Source organism: Sulfitobacter sp. 1A10359 (assembly GCF_043558145.1).
GTDB lineage: Bacteria > Pseudomonadota > Alphaproteobacteria > Rhodobacterales > Rhodobacteraceae > Sulfitobacter > Sulfitobacter faviae.
In genome coordinates, this window is sequence record NZ_JBIFGB010000002.1 from 277,476 (window position 1) to 301,770 (window position 24,295).

22 protein-coding genes and 1 riboswitch are annotated in these 24,295 nt (G+C 64.2%); of the genes, 6 read left to right on the plus strand and 16 right to left on the minus strand.

Annotation, left to right across the window (positions count from 1 at the left end):
* Positions 1-32: 32 nt before the first annotated feature.
* From glyS to ACGYK2_RS05670, 4 genes are all read right to left on the minus strand, one after another.
* Entirely contained in the window at positions 33-2,120 is a 2,088-nt protein-coding gene (gene glyS / locus ACGYK2_RS05655; protein WP_271687772.1) for a glycine--tRNA ligase subunit beta, read from the minus strand.
* A 92-nt stretch (positions 2,121-2,212) separates the two neighbouring features.
* A complete protein-coding gene (locus ACGYK2_RS05660; protein WP_271687773.1) occupies positions 2,213-3,028 on the minus strand; it encodes a DUF1206 domain-containing protein in 816 nt (271 codons plus the stop codon).
* Positions 3,029-3,109: 81 nt separating this feature from the next.
* The gene (locus ACGYK2_RS05665) at positions 3,110-3,625 is read right to left on the minus strand and encodes a DUF6446 family protein (RefSeq protein WP_271687774.1); all 516 of its coding nucleotides are present in this window, start codon (positions 3,623-3,625) and stop codon (positions 3,110-3,112) included.
* The gene (locus tag ACGYK2_RS05670) at positions 3,622-4,569 is read right to left on the minus strand and encodes a glycine--tRNA ligase subunit alpha (RefSeq protein ID WP_271687775.1); all 948 of its coding nucleotides are present in this window, start codon (positions 4,567-4,569) and stop codon (positions 3,622-3,624) included. The genes ACGYK2_RS05665 and ACGYK2_RS05670 overlap by 4 nt, the downstream gene beginning before the upstream one ends.
* Positions 4,570-4,724: 155 nt before the next feature.
* On the opposite strand from ACGYK2_RS05670, the gene ACGYK2_RS05675 reads away from it, so the two are divergent.
* Positions 4,725-6,575 (plus strand): serine protease, encoded by a 1,851-nt coding sequence (locus ACGYK2_RS05675; RefSeq protein ID WP_271687776.1) that lies wholly within the window; start codon positions 4,725-4,727, stop codon positions 6,573-6,575.
* Positions 6,576-6,641: 66 nt separating this feature from the next.
* Here ACGYK2_RS05675 and ACGYK2_RS05680 read toward each other — a convergent pair whose 3' ends face one another.
* The 6 genes from ACGYK2_RS05680 to ACGYK2_RS05705 form a co-directional block, all read right to left on the minus strand.
* On the minus strand, positions 6,642-8,090 hold the full coding sequence (locus tag ACGYK2_RS05680; protein ID WP_271687777.1) for a TrkH family potassium uptake protein: 1,449 nt from the start codon (positions 8,088-8,090) through the stop codon (positions 6,642-6,644).
* An 81-nt stretch (positions 8,091-8,171) separates the two neighbouring features.
* A complete protein-coding gene (locus tag ACGYK2_RS05685; RefSeq protein WP_271687778.1) occupies positions 8,172-8,420 on the minus strand; it encodes a hypothetical protein in 249 nt (82 codons plus the stop codon).
* A gap of 215 nt (positions 8,421-8,635) precedes the next feature.
* Entirely contained in the window at positions 8,636-9,727 is a 1,092-nt protein-coding gene (folE2, locus tag ACGYK2_RS05690; protein ID WP_168611956.1) for a GTP cyclohydrolase FolE2, read from the minus strand.
* Between the two features lie 77 nt (positions 9,728-9,804).
* Positions 9,805-10,995 carry an O-succinylhomoserine sulfhydrylase gene (gene metZ / locus ACGYK2_RS05695; RefSeq protein WP_271687780.1) on the minus strand — a complete coding sequence of 397 codons (1,191 nt, stop codon included), beginning with the start codon at positions 10,993-10,995 and terminating at the stop codon, positions 9,805-9,807.
* 64 nt (positions 10,996-11,059) lie between these two features.
* A riboswitch (SAM riboswitch) is annotated at positions 11,060-11,136 on the minus strand.
* Between the two features lie 62 nt (positions 11,137-11,198).
* Entirely contained in the window at positions 11,199-11,804 is a 606-nt protein-coding gene (locus ACGYK2_RS05700; protein ID WP_271687781.1) for an inner membrane-spanning protein YciB, read from the minus strand.
* Between the two features lie 10 nt (positions 11,805-11,814).
* Positions 11,815-12,717, minus strand: coding sequence for a DMT family transporter (locus tag ACGYK2_RS05705; protein WP_271687782.1), 903 nt, complete (start codon positions 12,715-12,717; stop codon positions 11,815-11,817).
* Positions 12,718-12,780: 63 nt separating this feature from the next.
* On the opposite strand from ACGYK2_RS05705, the gene ACGYK2_RS05710 reads away from it, so the two are divergent.
* A complete protein-coding gene (locus ACGYK2_RS05710) occupies positions 12,781-13,266 on the plus strand; it encodes an MgtC/SapB family protein (protein ID WP_168611952.1) in 486 nt (161 codons plus the stop codon).
* Between the two features lie 33 nt (positions 13,267-13,299).
* Here the strand turns inward: ACGYK2_RS05710 and ftsY are convergent, their stop codons facing one another.
* Together ftsY and ACGYK2_RS05720 are read right to left on the minus strand one after the other, a co-directional pair.
* Complete coding sequence (gene ftsY / locus ACGYK2_RS05715) at positions 13,300-14,652, minus strand: signal recognition particle-docking protein FtsY (protein WP_271687783.1); 1,353 nt, start codon at positions 14,650-14,652, stop codon at positions 13,300-13,302.
* Positions 14,653-14,747: 95 nt separating this feature from the next.
* Entirely contained in the window at positions 14,748-16,460 is a 1,713-nt protein-coding gene (locus ACGYK2_RS05720) for an NAD(P)H-dependent oxidoreductase subunit E (RefSeq protein WP_276154888.1), read from the minus strand.
* A gap of 160 nt (positions 16,461-16,620) precedes the next feature.
* On the opposite strand from ACGYK2_RS05720, the gene ACGYK2_RS05725 reads away from it, so the two are divergent.
* Both ACGYK2_RS05725 and ACGYK2_RS05730 read left to right on the plus strand, forming a co-directional pair.
* Positions 16,621-17,619: an alkane 1-monooxygenase gene (locus ACGYK2_RS05725; protein WP_271687786.1), complete on the plus strand. Its 999-nt coding sequence runs from the start codon at positions 16,621-16,623 to the stop codon at positions 17,617-17,619.
* 41 nt (positions 17,620-17,660) lie between these two features.
* Positions 17,661-18,050, plus strand: coding sequence for a hypothetical protein (locus ACGYK2_RS05730; RefSeq protein ID WP_271687787.1), 390 nt, complete (start codon positions 17,661-17,663; stop codon positions 18,048-18,050).
* Between the two features lie 6 nt (positions 18,051-18,056).
* Here the strand turns inward: ACGYK2_RS05730 and xseA are convergent, their stop codons facing one another.
* The gene (gene xseA, locus ACGYK2_RS05735; protein ID WP_271687789.1) at positions 18,057-19,619 is read right to left on the minus strand and encodes an exodeoxyribonuclease VII large subunit; all 1,563 of its coding nucleotides are present in this window, start codon (positions 19,617-19,619) and stop codon (positions 18,057-18,059) included.
* Positions 19,620-19,689: 70 nt separating this feature from the next.
* Between xseA and purD the strand changes: the two genes are divergently transcribed.
* Positions 19,690-20,955, plus strand: coding sequence for a phosphoribosylamine--glycine ligase (gene purD / locus ACGYK2_RS05740; protein WP_271687790.1), 1,266 nt, complete (start codon positions 19,690-19,692; stop codon positions 20,953-20,955).
* A gap of 34 nt (positions 20,956-20,989) precedes the next feature.
* On the opposite strand, the gene ACGYK2_RS05745 is transcribed toward purD, so the two are convergent.
* Both ACGYK2_RS05745 and ACGYK2_RS05750 read right to left on the minus strand, forming a co-directional pair.
* Positions 20,990-21,685: a VCBS repeat-containing protein gene (locus ACGYK2_RS05745; RefSeq protein WP_271687791.1), complete on the minus strand. Its 696-nt coding sequence runs from the start codon at positions 21,683-21,685 to the stop codon at positions 20,990-20,992.
* A complete protein-coding gene (locus ACGYK2_RS05750) occupies positions 21,685-22,008 on the minus strand; it encodes a 2Fe-2S iron-sulfur cluster-binding protein (RefSeq protein ID WP_067266186.1) in 324 nt (107 codons plus the stop codon). Before ACGYK2_RS05750 ends, ACGYK2_RS05745 begins: the two co-directional genes overlap by 1 nt.
* Before the next feature lie 164 nt (positions 22,009-22,172).
* Between ACGYK2_RS05750 and ACGYK2_RS05755 the strand changes: the two genes are divergently transcribed.
* Entirely contained in the window at positions 22,173-22,724 is a 552-nt protein-coding gene (locus tag ACGYK2_RS05755; RefSeq protein WP_271687792.1) for a peptidoglycan-binding domain-containing protein, read from the plus strand.
* Positions 22,725-22,781: 57 nt separating this feature from the next.
* On the opposite strand, the gene ACGYK2_RS05760 is transcribed toward ACGYK2_RS05755, so the two are convergent.
* Positions 22,782-24,206, minus strand: coding sequence for a Do family serine endopeptidase (locus tag ACGYK2_RS05760; RefSeq protein WP_394374261.1), 1,425 nt, complete (start codon positions 24,204-24,206; stop codon positions 22,782-22,784).
* Positions 24,207-24,295: the final 89 nt, after the last annotated feature.

Genomic DNA, 24,295 nt, shown 5'->3' on the forward strand with positions numbered 1-24,295 from the left:
AGAAGGGGCAAGGGATCTCGCCCCCTCTGGGGTCAGCCGTCCAGTTTGGTCAAGTCCGCCACGGCGCTACAGATCGTGCGGATGCGGCTCAGCAGATTAAGCCGGTTGCGCCGCACCGTGGGGTTCTCGGCGTTGACCTGTACCGCCTCAAAGAAGGCATCGATCGGCCCGCGCAATTCCGCCATGGCCGCCATCGCGGTCGAGAAATCCTGCGCCGCCATTGCCGGGGTGATCTTGGCCTCTGCCTTGTCGAGTGCGGCGAAGAGGTCTTTTTCGGCCTCCGTCTCGGCAAACTTCGGATCGGCGCCAAAGGAGTATTCCACGCCATCGGCCTCTTCGGCTTGGCTGAGGATGTTGTTGGCTCGTTTGAAGCCTTGGATCAGGTTTTCGCCATCGTCGGTTTTGAGCGTGTCCGACAAGGCGCGGGCGCGTTTTACCAAGAGGGTCAGGTCGTCGCTGCCGTCCATGGCGATGCAGGCGTCGATGACGTCGTGACGGATGCCTTGGTCGCGGAGGTAGACTTTGAGGCGGTCGTGGATGAAGCCCAGAATGTCGGCAGTGTCAGCCCGGCCCGCGTCACGGTCGCCGACGATCTCGGCGCTTTGGCCCAGTACGTCGTTCAGTGACAGCGACACATCATTCTCCACCAAAATCCGGATCACGCCCAAGGCCGCCCGGCGCAGCGCGAAGGGGTCCTTGCTACCGGTCGGCTTCTCGTCGATGGCCCAAAAGCCGGTAAGCTTGTCGATCTTCTCGGCCAGCGCCACGGCGATGGAGATCGGCGCGGTCGGCACGTCGTCGGACGGCCCCAACGGCGCGTAGTGGTCCTTGGCCGCATCGGCCACGGCATCCGACATCCCCGCCTTGCGCGCGTAGTAGCTGCCCATTAGGCCCTGCAACTCGGGGAATTCGTAGACCATCTCGGAGCTGAGGTCGGCCTTGGCGACGCGGGCGGCCTTCTCGGCCTCGTCAGCGTCAGCACCTACCAGCGGCGCCAATTCGCGCGAGAGCGTCGCCATGCGGTCGATCAACTCGGCCTGCGTGCCGAGTTTGTTGTGGAAGGTCACGTTTTCCAGCGCTTTGACCCAAGTCTCCATCCCGCCCCCGGCGGTGACGGTGCGCAGGTCGTTGTCCCAGAAGAATTTCGCATCCGAGAGCCGCGCGCCCAACACCTTCTCGTTCCCGGCAAGGATCGTGGCGCCCTCGTCGGCGGTGGTGCGGTTGGCGACGGTGATGAACCGCTCGATCTGCCCCGACTTCGGGTTGCGGACCGAGAAGAACTTCTGATGCTCTTTCATCGAGGTTTGCAGCACCTCTGGCGGCAGGCCAAGGAAATCCTCGCCGATCCGGCCCATCAGCACGACGGGGTATTCGACCAGTCCCGCGACCTCGGCCAGAAGCCCTGCGTCCTCAACGACTTCGAGCCCGGCGGCGAAGGCCATGTTGGTGGCGTCATGCCAGATCGTATTGGCGCGCGCGGCGGGGTTGAGCACGACGAAGGCGCGGCTGAGCTTGTCCTGATAATCCTCGAAGCCCGCGACTTCGATCTCGGCGGGGGCGAGGAAACGGTGCCCGCGCGTGGTGTTCCCGGCGGTGATCCCGTCGATGGTCAGCGGCACCACCTCGGCCCCGGCCTCGTCGCTGATCACGCAGAGGATGGAATGCAGCGGGCGGACCCATTTCAGGCTACCACTGCCCCACCGCATGGACTTGGGCCAGGGGAAGTTGCGGATGGTCTGTTCCAGCACCTCGGCCACGATCTCGGCGGCGGGGCGGCCCGGTTTCTCGATCTTGGCAAAAAGCACTTTGCCCTTGGGTGTCTCGCGTTCCTCAAGCTGGTCGCGCGTCAGACCCGCGCCGCGCAAAAAGCCTTCGATGGCTTTCTCGGGCGCGTCCGCCTTGGGGCCCTTGCGCTCTTCCACCTGTCGGGGGCTGGCGGCGAGCATGTCGCCAAGCGCCAGCGTCAGGCGGCGCGGGGTGGTGAAGACGGCGGCGGAGCCATAGGTCAGACCGGCCTCGACCAAACCATTGGTCACTAGCTTTTGCAGGTCTTCGCCCGCGCGTTTCTGCATCCGCGCGGGAATTTCTTCGGAAAAAAGTTCAATCAGCAGATCTGGCACGGGGGGCCCCCAATTCTTGCCGCGACGGCGGCGTCTCATCGGGCGCTTGGATAACGAGTGCTAGGCGGAGGGTCTAGCCCCCCGCCCCGCGTTTAATCCAACAAGGTGCGGATATCCGGGTCGGAGAATTTCGGCACCACGCGGTAGCCCGCCTCGACGAAGTTATAGACCGCGAAACCGATCAGCCCCAGCCCGGCCCCGCCCAGAAGGAAGCGCCCAAAGGCCATGCCGCGCAGGTCTTGCAACGCCTCGCCCAGACCGCCCGCCTGTTCGGGGTTGGCCGTGAGCGCCGCATAGCCCAGCGAAAAGGCGACGAGCGCGAGAATGCCGCCATAGATGACAAGGCCGATTTTCACGATGGGGTCGATGCTTTCGGTGAAATGGGTGCGGGCCAGATGGCCCTTATACTTCCCGCTCAGCCCTTTGTAGGCGTAGTAAATCCCTGCGCCCAGCAGGATCAACGCCCCCGCGGCCACGATATAGCGCCCGGCGGGCATGGCCATCAGCTTTTGCGTCCAGTCCTGCGCGGAACTGCCGCCGGAGTTCTTGCCGCTCAGCGCCAGAGCGAGAACCGAGACGCCGATACCGCCGTGGATCAGCCCGGTCGTGATCTGCCCCAGCCGCGCGATCAGCCCCTTGGCGTCGGTGCCGTGGTCTTCGACATCCTTCACACCCGCGGCCACACGCCAGACCAGATAGGCCAGCAGCCCGATGCCGATGGCAAATAGCGCGGGGATGCCATAGGGCTCATCCCGCAGTGCCGCGAGGGCGTCTTTCGTACCCGAGGCTTGGGTGCGTTTCAGGGCGGCCAAAAGCGCCAGCCCCCCGATGATCGTATAGATCACCCCGCGCGCGCCATAGCCTGCGCGCATCACCCATTTCAGCCCCTCATGTGTTTTCTCTGACATTTTCGCCCCCGTTCTATGTGGGGACAAGCGTTCGGCAGCGTCAAAAGGTTCCGCCGAAAGGGTCCGCGCGCGGGGATAAGATCAGTCGGCGGGGCGTTCCGGGCAGGCCTCGCCCACCACGGTGCCGTCATAGGACTTCTCACCACAGTCGTTCAGCTCATGCCAGATATAGCCGCGCCCGTCGTCGGTCAGTGCCACGATCCGGTCGACGCCGTAGTGCACGTTTTTGCCGCCGAGGAAGGTCAGCGCGCTGCCCGCCTCGATCTCAGCCGCGATGGCGGGGGCGTCGAAACAATCGAACCAGCCCGGCGCGTTGCGCGGATCGGTATGGTCGGTCATCTCATAGGTCTCGGTCGCCATGGCGAGACTGATGTCATGCTCGAAACAGGCGCGAAACCGGATCGGGGAACTGTCGGCGTCGATGGCCTGTAGGTTCTCCGCCGCGATCTCCTCCGGCTCCTCCGTCGTCAGAGAGACGAGTTCAACCTTGGCCTCGGGCACATCGTGGTAAAAGCCGTAGATCTGAAGGTAATAGAGCGCCGCACCGGCGATCACTGCGGAGACGAGGATCACGATGCCAACAATCTTGCCGCTCATGCCGCGCTGTCCGCCTCGGGCGTCCAGCCGCCCGCACGTGTTTGCACGAAGGCATCCGCGCATTGCTTGGCCAGCGCCCGCACCCGCCCGATATAGGCCTGCCGCTCGGTGACCGAGATCACGCCGCGCGCATCCAGCAGGTTGAAGATATGGCTCGCCTTGATGCATTGGTCATAGGCCGGATGCGCCATGACGATGCGCTTGCCGGTCTTGGGGTCTTCGGCGGGCTGTTCGAGGATGAATTTGCAATGCGCCTCAGCCTCATTGAACTGATCGAGCAGCACCTCGGTGTTGGCCGTATCGAAGTTCCAGCGCGCGAACTCCTCTTCGGTCTGTTTGAAAACATCGCCGTAGGTCAGCGGGATCGGCGCGTCGGGGCTGTTGAAGGGCATGTCCATGACGTGATCGACACCCAGCACATACATCGCCAGACGTTCCAGCCCATAGGTCAGCTCGCCCGAAACCGGGTGGCAGTCATGGCCGCCGACCTGCTGGAAATAGGTGAACTGCGAGACTTCCATGCCGTCGCACCAGACCTCCCAACCCAGCCCCCAAGCGCCGAGCGTCGGGCTTTCCCAGTCGTCCTCGACAAAGCGGATGTCATGCAGCGCCATGTCGATGCCGATGGCTTCGAGCGAGCCGAGGTACAGGTCTTGCAAATTGGGGGGGCTGGGTTTGATCAGCACCTGATACTGGTAGTAATGCTGCAAACGGTTCGGGTTCTCACCATAGCGCCCATCCGTGGGGCGGCGCGAGGGCTGGACATAGGCTGCGGCCCAAGGCTGCGTGCCAAGGCTGCGCAGCGTGGTGGCCGGGTGAAAGGTGCCCGCGCCCACTTCCATGTCGTAGGGTTGCAGCACCGCGCAGCCCTGCCGCGCCCAATAGCTCTGCAAAGCAAGGATGATCTCTTGGAAAGAGCGTGGTTTCTGCGCTGCGTCAGACATGGTGATTGCCCCTTAATGATGCGCGCCTTTCCTACGTCTGCAAACCATGGGGGTCAATCACAGCTTTATCAGAATTTCGCCCCCTTTGGCATGGCATTTGCGCCGCTTTCCGGCGTAATCTGGCTCGGATTTGGTTTTGCGAGAGTTGAGTGACGATGAAGCGAATTCTACCTGCCCCCGTGGCGATCTTCTTGGCCCTGAGCCTGACCTGGGCGGGCCTTGCGCGGGCGCAATCGGCAGAGGATGTCGTTTGGGTTCAGATCGAGGCGCAGCCGTCCTTGGCCGAAGCCACGGACCGGGCGCGCGCCTATGAGACCCTGTTGGATGACGTGAATGGCTTTGCCTTGGGCGGTGGCTGGTACGGCATCGCCGTGGGCCCCTACCGGCGCGAGGATGCGGAACTGGTGCTGCGCAGCTATGTGCGCGACGGTCTGGTGCCGCGCGACAGCTTCATCCAGCAATCCAACCGTTTCCAGCAGCAGTTCTGGCCCGTTGGTGACAACGTTCTGGAAACCGGCGTGATCGACGCCCCCGTGGGCGTGGATGGCATTGCGCCAGAGGAAGCCGCCGCGGGCAGCAGCACCCCCGATGTCACGACAACCCCGCTTGATCCGGCAGGGACGGAGGGTGAAACCCAAGCCGCAGAGGCCGAGACCGCACCGGCCCCCACCCCGCCCGAACCGGATGAAACCCCAGCAGAGGCGCGCCGCTCGGAACGCGCCCTTTCGGCGCAGGAGCGCAAGGACCTGCAAATCGCCCTGCAATGGGCGGGCTTTTACGATGCCGCGATTGACGGTGCCTTTGGCCGGGGCACCCGTGCCTCCATGCGCGCGTGGCAAGGGGCCAACAGCTATGAGCCGACCGGTGTGCTGACCACGCGCCAGCGCGCCGCGCTGATGGCGCAGTATAACGCCGTGCTCGACGGGCTGGGGCTGCAACTGGTGCGCGACGAAAAGGCCGGGATCGAGATCATGATGCCCACCGCCGAGGTCGACTTCGCCCGCTACGAGCCGCCCTTTGCCCATTACGACAGCAGTGGCAACATCGGCGCGCGGGTCTTGTTGATCAGCCAGCCGGGCAATCAAGATACGCTCTATGGCCTTTATGACATCATGCAAACGCTTGAGATCGTCCCCTTGGATGGCCCGCGCGAGCGCAAGCGCAATTCCTTTGAGTTGATCGGCGAGAACGGCAGCATCATCAGCCAGACGCAGGTCTCGCTGGAGAACGGTCAGATCAAGGGCTTCACGCTGATCTGGCCCGCCGGGGACGAAGACCGCCGCCGCCGCGTGGTGGCCGAGATGTCGAAAAGCCTCACGCGCCTGCCCGGCGTGCTCGACGCCGGCGCAGGCAACAGCGACGCGCAGGCGATTGATCTGGTCGCCGGTCTGCAAATCCGCCAGCCCAAGATCGCCCGCAGCGGCTTTTTCATCGATGGCAATGGCGCAGTGGTCACCACCAGCGAAGTCGTGGCCTCTTGCGGGCGGGTGACGCTGGACGCCGATACCGATGCCACGGTGGTCGCCACCGATGAGGCGCGCGGCCTTGCCCTGCTCAAGCCCGAAAGCCGCCTCGCCCCGCTGGCGGTGGCCGAGTTCAGCAACGCGGCCCCGCGCCTGCAATCGGAAATCTCCGTCGCGGGCTACTCCTACGAGGGCGTGCTGAGCGCCGCGACACTGACATTTGGCGCGCTGTCGGACCTCAAGGGGCTGAACGGGGATGAGACCCTCAAGCGCCTGTCGGTCAAGGCCCAGCCCGGCGATGCCGGGGGTCCGGTATTCGACGAGAATGGCCATGTCGTGGGCATGTTGCTGCCCCAGACGGAAGCGGACCGCAAACTGCCCGAAGACGTTAGCTTTGCCCTTGATGGCGATGTGATCCTAAAGGCAGCGCAGGATGCCGGGTTGGGCAGCAAACAGGCGCAGGGGGCCACAGGCCCGATCGCGCCGCGCGACCTGACGCTGCGCGCGCAGGGCATGACCGTCTTGGTCAGCTGCTGGGAATAACGCGGGGGGCTCAGCCCCTAGCGACAAAGACAAAGGGCGGTGCCATCAGCGCCGCCCTTTTACGTTTCAAGCGCGCCAGAACTTGGCGGTGAACATGACGTAGACCGCCATCAGCTCCAGCCGCCCGATCCACATGGCGATGATCAAAATCCACTTCGCCGTGTCGTTGAGGCTGCTGAAGTTCCCCGCCGGGCCGATGATCTCTCCCAAGCCCGGGCCGATGTTCGCCAGCGCCGCCGCCGCCCCCGAAACCGAGGTGACGAAATCCAACCCCGTCAGGCTCAGCGCGACCGAGATCAGGCCGAGCGATACGACGAAGAACATAAAAAAGGACATCACCGAGCTTAGCACGTCCGCCCCCACCGGGCGGCCATCGTAGCGCGGGGTAAAGACACCGTGGGGCGAACGGATCCGCCGCAGCTGCGCGCGGATCGACGCAAAGAGCAGTTGATAGCGGAAGATTTTGATCGAACAGGTAGTCGAGCCCGCGCAGCCGCCGATCAGGCCGATAAAAAAGAACAGCGCCACGGCAAAGCTGCCCCATTGCATATAGTCCGCCGAGGCATAGCCGGTGCCCGAAATGATCGAGGTGATGTTGAACAGCGCTTCGCGCAAGACCCGCTCGGATTCATAGGTCGTGCCGCTGCGCAGAACGAAAAAGACGATCACCACCAGAAAGGTCATCGTCATGAAAAAGCCGCGCACCTGCGGGTCGCGGTGCAGGGCCACGGGGTTGCCGTTGATCAGCTGCACATAGCGTACGAAGGGCAGCGCGGAGAGGATCATGAAAATCACGGCGACATATTCGGCGGGGCCGGAAAAGGTGCTGAAGGAGGCGTCGTAGTTAGAAAACCCACCTGTTGAGACCGTGGTCAGCGCATGCACCGTCGCGTCAAAGGTAGACATCCCAAGGGCCAGATAGCTCAGCATGCAGGCCAGCGTGAGCCAGAGGTAGATCACCGAAATCTGCGTTGCGATCTGCCCCGCGCGGGGCAGGATTTTCCCGAAAGTGTCGAAGGATTCGGATTTGAAGATCTGCATACCACCGACCCGCAGCTCGGGCAGAAAGACCATGGCGACAACGACGATACCGATGCCGCCCAGCCATTGCAGGATCCCACGCCAGATCAGCAGACCTTTGGGCAGGTCTTCCAACCCGGTCAGCACCGTGGCCCCGGTGGTCGTCAGCCCCGACATCGCCTCGAACATCGCGTCGGTCACGCTGGCCTCGGTCGCGCCCAGCACGAAAGGCAAAGCCCCGAACAGCGGCAGCATCAGCCAGACGCCGGTGGTCAGCATGAATGTCTGTTGAATGGTGAGCCCTTCGCGGACTCCATTGGCGCTAGCGAGGGCGATCATACCGCCACCCAGCGTCGTGATCAGCGCGCTTTCGACAAAGACCCACCACTGGCCCCGGCCTTCGGCCAGATCGACCAAGATCGGGATGATCATGGCAAGGCCGAGCACGGCCACCAAAAGGCCCACGACATATCCGACAGGTCGTATATCCAACATGCGCGCAGCGTTGGCTTGGCCGCTCGTCGCTGTCAAGCCGAGACGGGACCGGGGCGCGATTTGGCCCCGGTCCGTGTCGTCTTAGATGTAGTAGAGGTCTTTGAAAACGTGGTGAACGATGTCGTCACGCTTGATGCCCATGGCGGCCAGTTCTTCGTCGCTTTTCACTTGCAGGCCTTGGACCTGCTCAAAACGGCGTTGGGCGGTGGAGCCCATCATGATGCCATGGCCGATCCCCGCGAAAAAGCGGCGCAGACCGGCGCCGGCGCGCCGCAGCCCTTCGAGGGGAGAGACGGAGTGGGCGGGGTGAGCAGTGCTCTGGTAGGTCATCTGATTGCCTTTGCAATTTCCAGTATTTCGATGACCGTTAGATAGGCAATGCTGCGCCGCAGCAGAACCGACGTTTTCGCATAGCCGCTGGTCGGGAGTTGCAGGGCTGACAGGGCGACATTCGCAGATTGTGCGCTAAGACAGGCGGAATACCCCGCAAAGAGGCGCGGCGCGGGCTGCGAACAACCGTCGCGCGATTGCCGCGCCGTGCGGGGTCAGCCGACGTGGAAGAGGGTGTTGAAAAGCTTGGGGTCGATGCTCTGCGCGGCAAAGGTCTCACCTTGGGTCAGCACGCTGATCGCATCGTGGCTGTGCAGGCTTTCTTGATGGCTGGCGACGATGCGGAAATCGCCCACCCGGTCATCGGCCAAAAGCTGTTCGCAAAACAGCCGCGCGGCATCCTCGACAAAGATCGGATTGGCGGCGTTAAGCTCTGCAAACGCCTGTTCGTCTTCGCGTTTGACCATGACCTGCGTCTCGGTCGGCACGGCGCGGCGGCAAATCTCGATCAGGTCTTCGAACCACAGGCAATCGCCCTCGTCCCGCGTCTCGACCGATATCCGCGCGACGGAGCGTTGCGAATGCGGCGTCGCCAATTGCCCGCGGGTCTGGCGCGCGTGTTCGCTCAGTTCCAGCGAACAGGGGCAGGTGCTGGAATAGACATAGTCGAGATGCACGATCTTCTTGCGCTCGCCGTTCTGTTCGACCAACTCCAGCGCGATGTCGTAATACTGATAGCCCGTGAGGCCCGAGCGCAGGCTACCGATCTTCATCGGGAAGGAAAAGCGCATCTGAATTCGCGCGTCCAAGCTCTCAAGATCGGCCTTGTAATCGTCCAGCGCCGCTTCGATCACCTCGAAGCTGAAGGTCGCCTCGGCATGGCGGTAGAAACTGCGCATGATGCGGGACATGTTGATGCCCTTCTTCTCCGCATCGAGCGAGACCGAGCCGGTCACGGAAGTCTCAAGCCGCAGATCCCCGCCCTCTCGGCTGCGATAGCGGATCGGCAGGCGAAAGTTCGAGATACCGACATGCTGGATCAACTGCTGCGCGCCGCGGATCAGGCTGGAGGGGCCGTTTTGCAGATCCGGCAGGCTGGCGCGGTAGTTGTCGCCCGCCGTGAAATCTTCGGGATAGGCGCGGCTAAGGGCGGGATATTCGGCGGGCGCGAGCATCCGGGCCATGGCCGGGTCCAGCGCCGCAATCTCAGCCGGGGTGGCCGTTTCGGCCCAAGCGCGCAGCGTGGCGAGCGCGGATTGCGCCGCCTCCCGGTCCGGTGTCTCGGACATCTCAGTCACGATGTTCATTGCGCGGCCCTCCGGTCTGTCGCTCTCAATGTATGATGCGCGGGGCCAAAATGCCACCGCGCCCGCGACACATCAGGTCAGGCTTGCGCCGCCGCATCCAAGGCTTGCAGCAAATCGGCCTTGAGATCGCCGCTATATTCCAGCCCTACGCTGATCCGCACCAGCCCCGGCGTGATGCCCAAAAGGTCTTTGGTGTCCTGCGGCAGACGCTGGTGGGTGGTGGTGGCCGGATGGGTGACGATGGTCTTGGCGTCGCCAAGGTTGTTTGAGATTACCCCCACCTGCAACGCATTCAGGAAAGCGAAAGCCGCCGCCTTGCCGCCCTTGAGGTCAATGGACAGCACCGTGCCCCCTGCCCCCATCTGGCGCATCGCCAGTGCGTTCTGCGCATGGCCCGCAAGGCCCGGGTAAAGCACCCGCGCCAATGCCGCGTGACCTTCCAGCGCCTCGGCCAATTCCTGTGCGCTGGCCGCCTGCGCCCGCACCCGCAGGTCAATGGTCTCCAACCCCTTAAGCATGATCCAAGCCGTGAAGGGGCTCATCGAGCCGCCGGTATGTTTCATGTAAGGCTCAAGCGTGCCGCGGATGAACTCGCGGCTGCCCAGCACCACACCGCCAAGCGCACGGCCCTGCCCGTCGATATGTTTAGTCGCGGAATAGACGACCACATCCGCGCCCTGCGAGATCGCGCGCGAAAAGACCGGCGTGGCAAAGACATTGTCGACCACCACCAGCGCGCCCTTGGCATGGGCGAGTTTGGCAACGGCCTCGATGTCGATCACTTCAAGCGTGGGGTTGGCGACGGATTCGAAGAAGACCGCGCGGGTGTCCTCGCGAATCGCGGCCTCCCAAGCGGAAAGGTCGCTGCCGTCGACGAAAGTGACCTCTACCCCGTAGCGGCCAAGGATCTCTTCCAGCACATAGATACAAGACCCGAATAGCGCCCGGGCCGAGACGACATGATCGCCCGCCTTCAGCATCGAGATCAGCGCACCCGAGACAGCTGCCATGCCGCTGGCCGTGGCAAAAGCATCCTCGGCGCCTTCCAGCGTGGCGATACGGTCTTCGAACATCGCCACCGTCGGGTTGCCGTAGCGGGCATAGATGAACTCATCCGGGCCGATCTCTTCAAACCGGGCTTCGGCCTGTTCGGCGCTGTCGTAAACGAAACCTTGGGTCAGGTAGATCGCCTCGCTGACCTCGCCATATTGGCTGCGGCGGGTGCCTGCGTGGATCGCTTGGGTGCGCGCGTGACGGTCGTTGTTCATCAATCTCATCCTTCCGGCCCGGACTCGCGGGCATAAAAAAACCCCAGACGCGGCCAAGCGAAAGGGGTCTTTCATCCTGACCTTTTAGCGGCATGTTTAACGTGGCCCACAATCCGGTAACAAATCGCCACGCGGGGTGGATTACGCCGCGCGACGCTACAGGTCAACAGTTTCGCGCGGGGCCTTCGTTAAATTTGCGCGGATCAGCCTTGGTCTTTCTTTTCGCCGTAGGCTTCGAACAGCTTGCCCTGCGCCATGAAGAAAACGAAAATCGCCGCCGTCAGGCCGAAGGTTTTGAAGTAGACCCATGTGTCGGTCGAAAAGAACCGCCAAATCACCTCATTCGCCAGTGCCAGCCCAAAGAAGAAATACATCAGCCGTTTGGTCAGCAGCATCCAGCCCTCATCGCGCAGGGGCATCATCTCTTCCATGACGTATTTCAGGTAGGACTGCCCGCGCAGCAGGCCGACGGCCAAAAGGCCGCCGAAGAGCACATAGATCAGCGTCGGCTTCATCTTGAAGAAGCGGTCATCGTTCAGCCAGACCGACAACCCGCCAAAGATCACCACCAGCACCACGGTGGCGACCTGCATCCGGCTAAGCTTGCCCGTCAGCGCCCAAAGCGCGCCGGTCGAGAGCACCAGCAGCGGCACAAACATCGCGGTGACGACGATAAAGCCGTCATACTCCGTCCCGCCGAAAGTGTAGGTGTTATCCTTGAGCCACAGATAGGCCACGAGGAAGGCCAAGACCGGCCCGTATTCCAAGCCTGCCCGCAGCACTGGGTTGATCTCTCTTGGTTCTGACATGCCTGTTCCTTCAGCCGCCCATTTCAACAATCACCGCCCCGGCTGCGATCAGCGCCATCAGCGCGATGCGGCGCGGGCCGACGGTTTCTTTCAGCACCAGCACCCCGATCAGCGCGGCAAAGACGGTCGAGGTCTCACGCAGCACCGCCGCCTCGCCCACCTTGTCGAGCCGCGTGGCCAGCATGACCGACCCAAAGCTCGCGAATGCGATGATCCCGCCAATAAAGCCGCGCAGCATCAGCGGGGCAACTTCGGGCGGGTTCTCCATCCTATGCCAGCGCCGCCATGCGATCACCGGCATCACCAGCCCGTCGATCATGAAAAACCATGCAAGGAAGGTGAAAGGATCCGCCGTGGCGCGAATGCCGTAAGCGTCATATGTGGTGTAAAGCGCCACGAACAAGCCCGTCAGCACCGCCAGCCCGAGCGCTGCGTGCAGCGTGTCGCGCGCGGCGACCAGATTGCGCAGGTTATAAAGAGCAAGGCCAAAGATGCCGCTTAGCAGCACCGCCACGCCAAGCCATTGCACCGCGTTGAACCGCTCACCAAAAATCAAATATGCGCCGACCACGGCAAAGAGCGGCCCCGTGCCGCGCACCACCGGGTAGACCACCGTATAGGCGCCCTTGGTATAGGCCCATGCCTGCAACAGCTTGTAGATCACATGGATCACGAAAGCGCCGAGGAAGATCACCCACATATGCGGTTCGGGCCATGGCACGACGAAAAGCGCAAAGGGGGCCGCCATCACGCCATAAGAGACATCGATCGCCCCGCGCGTGAGCCAAGGATCATGCCGCCCCTTTTGCAGCGCGCCGAAAACCGCGTGCAGGAAGGCTGCGGAAAGCGCCAGCCACAGGGCCGCGGTATGGCCCGCGGGGGTGCCTTCGATCGACAGGATCCAATCGGTCATCGCGGAACCACCACCGCGGCGAGAGGTTTATACTTCAAAGCCTTTATAACCAACGGAAATTCCATGTTTGAAAGCCTGATCGCGGATCTCACCCACAGTTTTTCCAAAGTGCCGGTTACCGTGGCCGCGGCGCGGCTGCTCATGGCGGCCTTTCTGGCGGGTATCGTCGGGTATGAACGCGAGCGGCGCGACAAACCTGCGGGTCTGCGAACGCACATCATGGTGGCCATCGCCGCCTGTCTCTTCATCATCATCGGACAAGAGCTGGGCAGTTTGGAGTTCGGCGAAGGTGACCAGATGCGCTTTGATCCGCTGCGTCTGATCGAAGCGGTGACCGCAGGTGTCGCCTTCCTCGCGGCGGGGATCATTTTTACCTCTAACGGCGAGGTGCGCAACATCACCACCGGCGCGTCGATGTGGCTGGCCGGGGCCATCGGCCTGTCCTGCGGCGCGGGGCAAATCCTGCTGGCCTGTCTGACCGCAGGGGTCGTGGTGCTGGTTCTGACCGTTCTGCGCTGGATCGAACGAAAGCTTGGCACCCATGACTGAACAGGGCCGCCACTCTCGGCGGCCAGTGTACTCTCAGCCATCCGTGCCCACCAAGGCGGCGGCGAATTCATCCGGGTCAAAGGGCGACAGATCGTCAATCTGCTCACCCACACCCACGGCATGAATCGGCAGGCCAAAGCGGTCCGCCAGCGCCACCAGCACCCCGCCCTTGGCGGTGCCGTCGAGCTTGGTCATCACCAGACCGCTGACATCGGAGATCTCTTGGAAAACCTTCACCTGATTGACCGCATTCTGCCCCGTCGTCGCATCCAGCACCAATAGGGTGTTATGCGGCGCTGTCTCATCCTTCTTGCGGATGACGCGGACGATCTTGGCCAATTCCTCCATCAGGTCGCCCCGGTTTTGCAAGCGGCCTGCCGTGTCGATCAGCAGCAGATCGGCCCCCTCTTCCTGCGCGCGGCCCATGGCATCAAAGGCAAGGCTCGCCGGGTCGCTGCCCTCAGGCGCGGTGAGTACTGGCACGCCTGCGCGTTCGCCCCAGACCTGCAATTGCTCCACCGCGGCGGCGCGGAAGGTATCCCCCGCGGCGATCACGACCTTCTTACCCGCCGTACGAAATTGCGAGGCCAATTTGCCGATGGTCGTCGTCTTGCCCGAGCCGTTCACGCCGACCACCAGCACCACTTGCGGGGTCTTGGCATAGAGCGGCAGGGGCCGCGCTACAGGCTCCATGATGCGGCTGACTTCGCTGGCGAGCAGCTGTTTGATCTCTGCCACCGAGAGTTTTTTGCCAAAGCGCCCCTCGGCCATATTCGCGGTGACCCGCAGCGCCGTGTCGACGCCCATGTCGGCGCTGATCAGCAACTCTTCGAGCTGTTCGAGCATCTCGTCATCCAGCGTCCGGCGCACCACGGGCTGCGCGGCGCCGCGCCCCATGAGACGGCCCAAAAGGCCCGGTTTGGCGGGGGCGGCCTCGGCTGGGGTTTCGTCCAGCGCCGGGGCGACGGGTGTCATCGCTTGGCGCAGGTCGGTCGCCGCGGGAACTTCCTCCGTGGCCGGGGCGGGCTCAGGATCAGCGGCGGGTGGTTCCTGCGCGGGTGTGGGGTCCGGCTGGGGCTCAGTCGGTTCGGGCTGCGGTTCAGGCGCAGGCTGCGGCTCGGGCTCTGGGAGCGTCTCGGGTTCCGGGGCGGGTTCAGGCGCGGGGGTCGGCTCTTCCGCCTCCCGCTCTGCCGCCAACATTGGGCCGCTGTCCTCCTGCCTATCGGGCATCACGTCAGAGGCCGCGCCGGGCTGGTCCATCACCGCATCCACGGGGCCCGCTTCGGCCTCCGCCTCCCCGCCATCGCTGACGATTGCCTCCAACCCCTCGTCGAGTTTGGACGAGGATTTGAACAAGCGGTCCTTGAGCTTCGTGAAGAAGGCCATCGGCGTCTCCCATGCAGTTTCGTCTTGATCTATAGGCTTGCCCGCGCAGATGGAAGGGCGCCCGGGCAGATCAAGCCCGCCGGGAGGGGGCGGGGTCAGATTTCATCGGGGAAATGCTGCATCACCAGCCGGATCGGGTTCGGCGCCGCCTGCCCCAGCCCGCAAATCGAAGCATCGACCATGGCGGTCGACAACTCTTCCAGCAGAGCTTGGTCCCAGCGGTCCTCCTGCATCAGCTTCACCGCCTTTTCACAGCCGACCCGACAGGGCGTGCATTGGCCACAGCTTTCATCCTCGAAAAACCGCAGCATGTTGAGGGCGGCGGCCCGTGCGCTGTCGTGTTCCGACAGGACAACCACCGCCGCCGAGCCGATGAAAGACCCATGCGGCTGCAACGTGTCAAAGTCCAGCGGCAGATCCGCCATCGACGCGGGCAACAGCCCCGAGGACGGGCCACCCGGTTGATAGGCTTTGAACAGATGGCCCTCTGCCATGCCCCCCGCCGTGGCGATGATATCGGTGATGGTCGAGCCTGCGGGCAGCAGATACATCCCCGGGCGCGCCACACGGCCCGAAACGGAATAGCTCCGCAGCCCCTTGCGTCCATTCTTTTCGACCCCGTTCAACACCTGCGGCCCCTCGCGGAAAATGCGGGCGATCCAATGCAGAGTCTCCACGTTATGCACCAAGGTCGGGCGGCCAAAGACACCGACCTGCGCCACATAGGGCGGGCGGTGGCGCGGCAAGCCGCGCTTGCCTTCGATGCTTTCGATCATGGCGCTTTCCTCGCCGCAGATATAGGCGCCCGCCCCGCGGCGCAGATCGACATAGCCGGGCGCGATGAGGCCCGCGCTTTCCAGAGCGGCGATCTCACGGCGCAGGCTCTCCAGCACCGCCGGGTATTCATCGCGCATGTAGAGAAAGACCTTCTCCGCCTCCACCGCCCAAGCGGCGATCAACATACCTTCGAGGAAGAGATGCGGCCTGCGTTCGAGATACCAGCGGTCCTTGAAGGTGCCCGGCTCGCCCTCATCGCCATTCACCGCCAGATAGCGCGGGCCGGGATTGCCGCGCACGAAGCCCCATTTCTTGCCCGAGGGGAAACCCGCTCCGCCAAGACCGCGCAGCCCGGCCTCTAACAATTGCTCCTGCACCGCTTCCCAATCGCCCCCCTGACGCAGGTTCAACAGCGCGTCGTAACCCCCTGATGCCGCGTAGGTTTCGTAAGCCTCATAGTCGGGCAGCTGGGCATGGGTATCTCCGGCGCCAATTGCCGCGAGGACTTTCTCGGGCGTCGCGTGGTCGATATGGTTATGCCCCAGTTCCAGCACCGGCGCCGTGTCGCAGCGCCCCATGCAGGGCGCGCGCAGGACGCGCACTTCGGTCGGGTCCAGCCCCTCTTCCAACGCGGTTTTCAAGGCCTGCGCCCCGGCCAACTCGCAAGACAGCGAATCGCAGACCCGGATGGTCAGCGCGGGCGGCGGGGTCTCGCCCTCTTTCACCACGTCGAAATGGGCGTAGAAACTGGCGACCTCATAGACTTCGGCCATCGACAGGCGCATCTCTTCGGCCAAGGCGCGCAGATGCGCGGCCGACAGATGGCCAAAGCGGTCTTGGATCAGATGCAGAAACTCGATCAGCAGATCGCGGGCGCGCGGACGGTCGCCCAACAGCGCGCGGACCTCCTCCCACGCCGTATCCTGCAACTGCCGCCCCTTGGGGTGATGACGCCCCTTGCCCTTGCCGGATTTCCAAACGCCCTTTCGCGGCGCCCCCGCCGCAGCCTTGCCGTGATCGTCCAGCGCCATGTCTCTCCCCCCCGCCTTGCTTTCCGCCTTGGTAACAAATCCAAAGCCCGAGGCGCGATCAAAAAGCGACAATCGCGCGGGTGTTTGCGTTGTGCACGGCCCCTGCGGCGGGCAGAATACGGGTGCCGAGCCGATTGGCCGGGGTCGCAGGGGAAAACGCATGCTGTGGTATGTGATCGCAAGTCTGACACCGGCGGTGCTGATCGCCGCCGCCCTCTGGGGCGGGGTCTGGCCCGTGCTGGCACTGTTGTCGATCACGGTGCATGTGGTCTTCATGGACCGATTGGGCCGCGCGCTGCGCCTTTCCGACAGTTCAGGCCGCGCCCTGACGCTGACCTTGGCCGCCGCGCATTTCCTGCTGCTGCCGCTCGGGGTCTGGGCGATTGGCGCAGCCCCGCATCTTGAGGGGTTGGACCGCGCCCTGATCTTTGCCGCCCTTGGCCTGTTTCTGGGCCAGATCAGCAATTCCAACGCCCATGAGTTGATCCACGCCAGCCGCCGCCTGCCCCGGCGGATCGGCACGGCGATCTATATCTCATTGCTGCACGGGCATCACGTCTCGGCCCATCTGCGGGTGCATCATCCCGCCGCCGCCACCCCGGCTGACCCCAACTCCGCACCCAGGGGCATGGGGTTCTGGCGGTTTCTGCTGAGCGCAAGCTGGGGGGAGTTTCGCGCCGGGTGGCAGGCCGACAGCGCGCAGCGGGCGCGCAAGAGGGGGGCGCAGGGGCTGCACCCTTACACGCTCTACCTCGGGGGTGCGGCGCTGGCGCTGCACACGGCGCTGCTGCTGGGCGGGGTCGCCGTGCTGCTCGCCTATATCGGGCTGGCGGCCTATGCGCAGATGCAACTGCTGCTGTCGGACTATGTGCAACACTATGGGCTGCGACGAGAGCAGCGCCCCGATGGCCGGCTTGAGCCGATGGGCCCGCAGCACAGTTGGAACGCGCCCAAATGGTACTCCGCCGCGATGATGCTGAACGCCCCGCGCCATTCGGATCACCACATGCGCCCCGCCCGCGCTTTTCCAGCGCTGGAAGTGACGCAGGAGATGCCGAAACTGCCCTATTCCCTGCCTGTCATGGCGGTGATCGCCCTCGTCCCCCCGCTCTGGCGGCGGGTGATGGACCGCCGCCTCGCCCGGTGGGGCCAGCATTGATCCCACTGGCGCGGCGCGCGGGCTTCTGGCAGGCTGAGAGTATGAGACATGCCCTCGCCCTGATCTGCGTCTTCCTTCCGCTGCCTGCCTTGGCAGAGATGTCGGCGGCGGAGTTCGAAGCCTATACTGAGGGCAAAACCCTCTACTTCGGCCAATCCGGCGCGCCTTATGGGGCGGAAATCTACCACGAGGACCGGCGCGTGCAGTGGTCCTTTCTCGATGGCCACTGCAAAGAGGGGCGCTGGTATGAGGCCGATGGGCTGATCTGCTTTGTCTACGAAGACGACCCCACCCCGCAATGCTGGAGCTTTACCGAAAGCCCGACCGGGCTGGTCGCGCGGTTCGAGAATGACCCGACCGAGACCGCGCTCTATGAGGCGCGGGAAATGACCGAGCCGCTGCTGTGCCTTGGGCCGCAGGTCGGGGTCTAGGCCAGTTCAGCCCTCGCCTTTGACGGGCAGCCGACCGTCGGCGAATTCGATCTCCAGATGCGCCGCCTTCTTGGCAGCCTCCGCACTGGTCACCACATCCCCATCGCCCCGCACCACGGCGAAACCACGGGCCAGCGTTTCGCGATAGCCGAGCGTGCCGAGCGTGCGGCCCATCGCGTCGATCTGGCGGCGGCGGCGGTCCTGATCGGCGCGGCCTGCGCGCGCCAGCCGGGCCAACACCTCTTTCAACCGTTGGTCTTGGCGCGACAGGTCGCGGCGCAAAACCTCGGGGCGGAAGGTTTGCGTGCGATCGACCAACCGCTCGCGCCGGCGGAGGATCTGACGGTGCAGCACCTCGGGGTGGAACCGGTCAATCCGCGCGGCCAGCCGCTCGCGCTGCCCGGCCAAATTGCGTTGCCACGCAGGGTCGATCCGTGCCGAGAGCTGCGCCAGACGTTGGCGATCCGCCTCTAACTGGCGGCGCAGGGTGCCGGGGCGCAGAGCGCCAGACATATCAGCCAGCTTGACGCGGCGGCCTTGGACGCCCGCAATCAGCGCGGGGGCCAGTTTCTCCCCCCCGCGATCAAGACGCTGGCGCGGCCCCTCCAGCAGCGTGTCGGCCCGGGGCAAGGCCCGCGCCAGATCCCGCATCCGCTGGCTGCGACGGGTCAATCCTTGGCTCAGCGCCTGACGCATCCTTGCACCCTGCCCCTCCAGCCATGCCGCCAATTCATGCCGCACGGGCACCGCCAATTCCGCCGCCGCTGTCGGCGTGGGCGCGCGTTTGTCCGAGACGAAGTCGATCAGCGTCGTGTCGGTCTCATGCCCCACGGCAGAGATCAGCGGAATGTCCGAAGCCGCCGCCGCGCGGGCGACGCTTTCCTCGTTAAAGCCCCAGAGGTCTTCGACCGAGCCACCGCCACGGGCCACGATGATCAACTCGGGCCGGGGCAACGCGCCACCGGGGGTGAGCCGGTTGAACCCTTGGATGGCGCGCACCACCTCGGGCGCGCATTTCGCGCCCTGAACGGCGACCGGCCAGACCAACACCTTGCGCGGGAAACGATCCCGCAGCCGGTGCAGAATGTCACGGATCACCGCCCCCGAGGGCGAGGTCACAACGCCGATGATCTCAGGCAGATAGGGCAGCGGGCGTTTGCGTTCGGGGGCGAACAGCCCCTCCGCCGCCAGCGCCGCCTTTCGTTTCTCCAACAGCGCCATCAGCGCGCCCATGCCCGCCGGTTTAATGTCCTCAATGACGATCTGATATTTCGACTGACCGCCAAAGGTGGTGATGCGCCCGGTGGCGATGACCTCCATCCCCTCTTCGGGCTGAGTCTCAAGCCGCGCGGTCACGCCTTTCCAGATCACGCCCGAGATGACCGAGCGGTCATCCTTGAGGTCGAGATAGACATGCCCCGAGCGCGGGCGGCTGACGCGGCCCACTTCACCGCGAATCCGCACATGGCCGAACTCCCCCTCGATCACCCGTTTAATCGCGCCCGAAAGCTCGGTCACCGTGAATTCGGGGCTGTTGCCACCGGGGGCGGGGTCGTCGAACAGATCCATCTGGGCACCTTGTGTCTGTGGGCCCCCCAGCTTAGAACGCGGAGCAACGAAGTCCAAGGGAGTGCGCGGCATGAATATCCTGATCCTCGGCAGCGGTGGCCGCGAACATTCACTTGCTTGGGCGGTCATGCAGAACCCCAAATGCGACAAGCTGATCGTGGCACCGGGCAATGCGGGGATCGCGGCCATCGCGCAATGCGCCAAGCTCGACATCATGGATGGCGCGGCGGTTGTGGCCTTTTGCGAGGGCAATAACATCGATTTCGTCATCATCGGCCCCGAAGCGCCCCTTGCCGCGGGTGTGGGCGACGATCTGCGCGCGGCGGGTTTCGATGTCTTTGGCCCCTCCAAAGCAGCGGCGGCACTGGAGGCTTCCAAAGCCTTCACCAAGGAAATCTGCGACGCCTGCAATGCACCCACGGCGGGCTATGGCCATTTCACCGATGCCGCCAGCGCCCGCGCCTATGTCGAAAAGCAAGGCGCGCCGATTGTGATCAAGGCCGACGGTCTGGCGGCGGGCAAGGGTGTCATCATCGCCATGAGTGACGCCGAAGCGCTGGCCGCCGTGGATGAGATGTTCGACGGTGCCTTTGGCGAGGCAGGCGCGGAAGTGGTGATCGAAGAGTTCATGGAGGGCGAAGAGGCGTCCTTCTTCGTGCTCTGCGACGGGGAGACGGTGCTGCCTATCGGCACGGCCCAAGACCATAAGCGCGTCGGCGACGGCGACAGCGGCCCCAACACCGGCGGCATGGGCGCCTACTCCCCCGCCCCAGTGCTGAGCGACAAGATCGCCAAACGCGCGCTAGATCAGATCATCCGCCCCTGTATGGCCGAGATGGCCAAGCGCGGAATGCCCTATCAGGGCGTGCTCTATGCCGGTTTGATGATCAAAGACGGCCAGCCGCGTCTGGTGGAATACAATGTCCGTTTCGGTGATCCGGAATGCCAAGTGCTGATGATGCGCCTCGGCGCGCAAGCGTTCGACCTGATGCAGGCCACGGCCAAGGGGGCGCTTGCCGATATGCAGGTGAACTGGGCCGAAGATCACGCGCTGACCGTGGTGATGGCCGCCAAAGGCTACCCCGGTGACTATGAAAAGGGCAGTGAGATCAAGGGCCTCTCCGCCCTCCCAGAGGACAGCGCGAATATGGTGTTCCACGCAGGCACCAAGGCGCAGGACGGGGCGATCTTGGCCAATGGCGGGCGCGTGCTGAACGTCACCGCGCGCGGGGCCACGCTGGCCGAGGCGCAGGAACGTGCCTATGCGATGGTCGATGGGATCGATTGGCCCGAAGGGTTCTGCCGCCGCGACATCGGCTGGCGCGCGCTGAGCTGACGGGTGGCGGCTCTACCAGAGCCGCAGCCGCCCCTCATTCACAGGCCAGCGCCTTGGCAAAGCTCTCGGCCCACGCGAAGGGGCCGATATCGCGCCTCGTCAGCTGTCCGCCTGTCAGGCGCACCCCCACCACACGTTCCCAATCGGCATCCGCCAGCACCATCTCCGGCCCTGCCCCACAATCGCGCAGACCGCCTGAGATATGCCGCTCTCCGATGCGATGATTGGTCAGCCCCGTCATTTGCGCGACTTCGCTGAGATGCCCATCGGCAAAGCGCCAGACCCGCAGCACCCGCGCCAGATGCGGCCGGTCGACATAGGCGATCTCAATCGCGCCATCGCCATCCAGATCAGCGGCACCTATGGGGGCGAGCCACCGGTTGCTTTGGCCGATATGCGGGGTCTCGGTGATCTTGCCCTCGGGGCCGTAGATCGCCAGCGCCGCGCCACGATTCACGTCCGTCTCGACCACCAGAACCTCGGGCGCGCCATCGCCGGTCACATCTACAAGCCGGGGGGCGATATCCTCGAAAACATGGTCGCGCGGCAGATGGAAGCGCCGCGCACCGCCATTTGCCAGAGAGACCTGCAAGCCGCCCCATTCCAGCGCGTCGCCAAGAATGCCGTGGGCGTAGCGCCCCGTGGGCGCGATGTAATGCGCGGCGGTGATCGTCTCCGCCGCCGCGCCCGTTGCGATCAGCGCCAGCAGTGCCGCGCCGACCGCTCGCATCAGATTTGCTTTTCCGGCATCTGCACGCGCAGACCGTCCAGCGCATCGGTGACCTTGATCTGGCAGGTCAGACGCGAGCGCGCGGGATCGGGCTCAAAGGCGAAGTCGAGCATGTCTTCTTCCATGTCGTCCATCGGCGGCAGTTTTTCGGCCCAAGCCGGATCGACATAGACATGGCAGGTGGAGCAGGCGCAGGCCCCGCCACAGTCGGCTTCGATGCCGGGAATGTTATTGTCCCGCGCGCCTTCCATGACGGTGAGACCATTGGCCACCTCGACCACATGTTCGGTGCCGGAGTGTTCGACATAGGTGATTTTGGCCATGATGATGCCCTTTCGTCCTAAAAGTTCGGCCTTGTTTAACGGGCTATTGCAGCCGGTTCCAGCCCCCTTTTCGCAAGGTCACGGCGCGCCCGACATTGCGGTGGGCAAGGCCTGCGCATCCGGCTAGTCTGCCCGCGAACAACAGGCGAGCCCGAGAGACCGGCATGACACAGCCCCTCCCCCCCAGAACCGCGCGGCGCTGCGCCGCTTTGCTGCTGACCGTCGCGGCCTTGACGGGTTGCGAGACAGCGGCACCGGCTACGCCCCGCCCCGAGCCGGGGGTGCTAGAGGCCACCCGCAACGGCCCCGCAGGCGCGCCGGAGGGAAGCTGCTGGGGCCGCACGGTCAGCCCTGCAGTGATCGAGACGGTGACCGAACAGGTCGAAGTGACCCCGGCCAAGATGAACCCCGATGGCAGCATCGCCAAACCGCCCGTCTATAAGACAGAAACCCGGCAAGAGATTGTGCGCGCGCGGGTCGACAATTGGTTCGAAACCCCCTGCCCCGATGTGCTGACGCCCGAGTTCAACAGCAGCCTGCAACGGGCGCTAGAGGCGCGCGGGTTCTACGCGGGACCGATCACGGGTGAAATGGACGCGGCCACGCGGCAAGCGGTGCGGCGCTATCAGGCGCGGCAAGGGCCGAACAGCGAGGTGCTGTCGCTCAACACCGCCCGCGCGCTTGGACTTGTGGCGGTGCCGCGTCAGGGCGGCTGAACCCGCAACAAAAAAGGGCGCCCCGTAGGCGCCCCTTCCCCAAACCTTGATGCAAGGTCACTCTGCCAGTGAGAGTGCCACAAAGCGCGGGTCGCCTCCGCGGCGGACCAACAGCAGCAGAGACCGGCGGCCCGCCTCTTTTGCCGCCTCGATCCGGGCTTCGAGATCGGCAATGCTCGACACCTGCTCCTGCCCCGCTTCGGTGATGATATCGCCCATGCGCAGGCCCTTCTCGAAGGCCTCCGATGTTTGATCCACATCCGTCACGGCAAGACCGGTCATATCGTCATCGGCCCCGAGTTCTGCGCGCAGCTCGTCTGTCAGCGGCATCAGGGTCAGGCCCATCAGCATAGTCGACTGCGGCTCGGCCTCGGCCCCCTCATCGGCGTTGTCATCCATACCGGCAGGAACCGCGCCATCAGCCTCTTCGCGGCGGCCAAGTACGACCTTGATGGTCTGGGTCTTGCCGTCACGCAGCACGGTCACGCGCACCGTCGCGCCCACGGGGCTGTTGCCCACCTGACGGACGAGACCACGGGTATCGACCACTTCGACACCGTCGAAGGATTTGATCACGTCGCCGGTTTTGAGCCCCGCTTCACGCGCAGGCCCCTCGGGCACATCGGTGATCAGGGCGCCGACGGCTTTCTTGAGGCCCATGGCATCGGCCACGTCATCGGTCACGTCCTGAATGCGCACGCCCAGCCAGCCGCGGCGGGTCTCGCCGTATTCCTGCAACTGGTCGATCACGCGGGTGACCACATTCGACGCCATCGAAAAGCCGATGCCGATAGAGCCGCCGTTGGGCGACAGGATCGCGGTGTTCACCCCGATCACCTCGCCATCCATGTTGAACAGCGGCCCGCCGGAGTTGCCGCGGTTGATCGCGGCGTCGGTCTGAATGTAATCGTCATAGGTGCCCGACAGCGCCCGGTTGCGCGCTGACACGATGCCAGCCGAGACCGAAAAGCCCTGCCCAAGCGGGTTGCCCATGGCAATCACCCAGTCCCCCACCCGCGCGGCGTTGCTGTCACCGAAAGAGACGAAGGGCAACGGCGCGTCCGCTTCGACCTTCAAAAGCGCGATGTCGGTCTTGGGGTCGGTGCCTATGACCTCGGCGACCAATTCCTCGCCTGAGAAGAATTCGATGGTGATCTCATCCGCGCTTTCGATGACGTGGTTATTGGTCACCACATAGCCGTCTTCGGAAATCACGAAACCCGAGCCAAGGGCCGAGGAACGGCGGGGCCGGTTGCCCTCACCATTGTTGCGGTCCTGAAACTCGCGAAAGAAGTCTTCGAAGGGCGAGCCTTCGGGCACGATGCCCTGCGGCCCGGTGCGGCCCTCAACCGTGGTGGAGGTGGTGATATTGACCACCGAGGGGCTGATTTTCTCGGCCAGCGGGGCGAGGCTTTCGGGTTTGGCCAGCGCCATGCTGGCTTGCAGGATCAGGAGGGTCAGCGCCATCACCCCCATTGCCATCGCTCGCATCCATTGGGTGTGTTGTGCTGTTGTGGACAGGGAAACCGCCTTGGCCTGCATTCATCGTCTCCTGATTGTTCCTGTTGTTG

Bases quoted from the DNA above. Each gene is read 5' to 3' on its own strand.
- ACGYK2_RS05660 (WP_271687773.1), bottom strand. From the start codon at position 3,028: ATGTCAGAGAAAACACATGAGGGGCTGAAATGGGTGATGCGCGCAGGC.
- ACGYK2_RS05665 (WP_271687774.1), bottom strand. From the start codon at position 3,625: ATGAGCGGCAAGATTGTTGGCATCGTGATCCTCGTCTCCGCAGTGATC.
- ACGYK2_RS05670 (WP_271687775.1), bottom strand. From the start codon at position 4,569: ATGTCTGACGCAGCGCAGAAACCACGCTCTTTCCAAGAGATCATCCTT.
- ACGYK2_RS05675 (WP_271687776.1), top strand. From the start codon at position 4,725: ATGAAGCGAATTCTACCTGCCCCCGTGGCGATCTTCTTGGCCCTGAGC.
- ACGYK2_RS05680 (WP_271687777.1), bottom strand. From the start codon at position 8,090: ATGTTGGATATACGACCTGTCGGATATGTCGTGGGCCTTTTGGTGGCC.
- ACGYK2_RS05685 (WP_271687778.1), bottom strand. From the start codon at position 8,420: ATGACCTACCAGAGCACTGCTCACCCCGCCCACTCCGTCTCTCCCCTC.
- folE2 (WP_168611956.1), bottom strand. From the start codon at position 9,727: ATGAACATCGTGACTGAGATGTCCGAGACACCGGACCGGGAGGCGGCG.
- metZ (WP_271687780.1), bottom strand. From the start codon at position 10,995: ATGAACAACGACCGTCACGCGCGCACCCAAGCGATCCACGCAGGCACC.
- ACGYK2_RS05700 (WP_271687781.1), bottom strand. From the start codon at position 11,804: ATGTCAGAACCAAGAGAGATCAACCCAGTGCTGCGGGCAGGCTTGGAA.
- ACGYK2_RS05705 (WP_271687782.1), bottom strand. From the start codon at position 12,717: ATGACCGATTGGATCCTGTCGATCGAAGGCACCCCCGCGGGCCATACC.
- ACGYK2_RS05710 (WP_168611952.1), top strand. From the start codon at position 12,781: ATGTTTGAAAGCCTGATCGCGGATCTCACCCACAGTTTTTCCAAAGTG.
- ftsY (WP_271687783.1), bottom strand. From the start codon at position 14,652: ATGGCCTTCTTCACGAAGCTCAAGGACCGCTTGTTCAAATCCTCGTCC.
- ACGYK2_RS05720 (WP_276154888.1), bottom strand. From the start codon at position 16,460: ATGGCGCTGGACGATCACGGCAAGGCTGCGGCGGGGGCGCCGCGAAAG.
- ACGYK2_RS05725 (WP_271687786.1), top strand. From the start codon at position 16,621: ATGCTGTGGTATGTGATCGCAAGTCTGACACCGGCGGTGCTGATCGCC.
- ACGYK2_RS05730 (WP_271687787.1), top strand. From the start codon at position 17,661: ATGAGACATGCCCTCGCCCTGATCTGCGTCTTCCTTCCGCTGCCTGCC.
- xseA (WP_271687789.1), bottom strand. From the start codon at position 19,619: ATGGATCTGTTCGACGACCCCGCCCCCGGTGGCAACAGCCCCGAATTC.
- purD (WP_271687790.1), top strand. From the start codon at position 19,690: ATGAATATCCTGATCCTCGGCAGCGGTGGCCGCGAACATTCACTTGCT.
- ACGYK2_RS05745 (WP_271687791.1), bottom strand. From the start codon at position 21,685: ATGCGAGCGGTCGGCGCGGCACTGCTGGCGCTGATCGCAACGGGCGCG.
- ACGYK2_RS05750 (WP_067266186.1), bottom strand. From the start codon at position 22,008: ATGGCCAAAATCACCTATGTCGAACACTCCGGCACCGAACATGTGGTC.
- ACGYK2_RS05755 (WP_271687792.1), top strand. From the start codon at position 22,173: ATGACACAGCCCCTCCCCCCCAGAACCGCGCGGCGCTGCGCCGCTTTG.
- ACGYK2_RS05760 (WP_394374261.1), bottom strand. From the start codon at position 24,206: ATGGCAATGGGGGTGATGGCGCTGACCCTCCTGATCCTGCAAGCCAGC.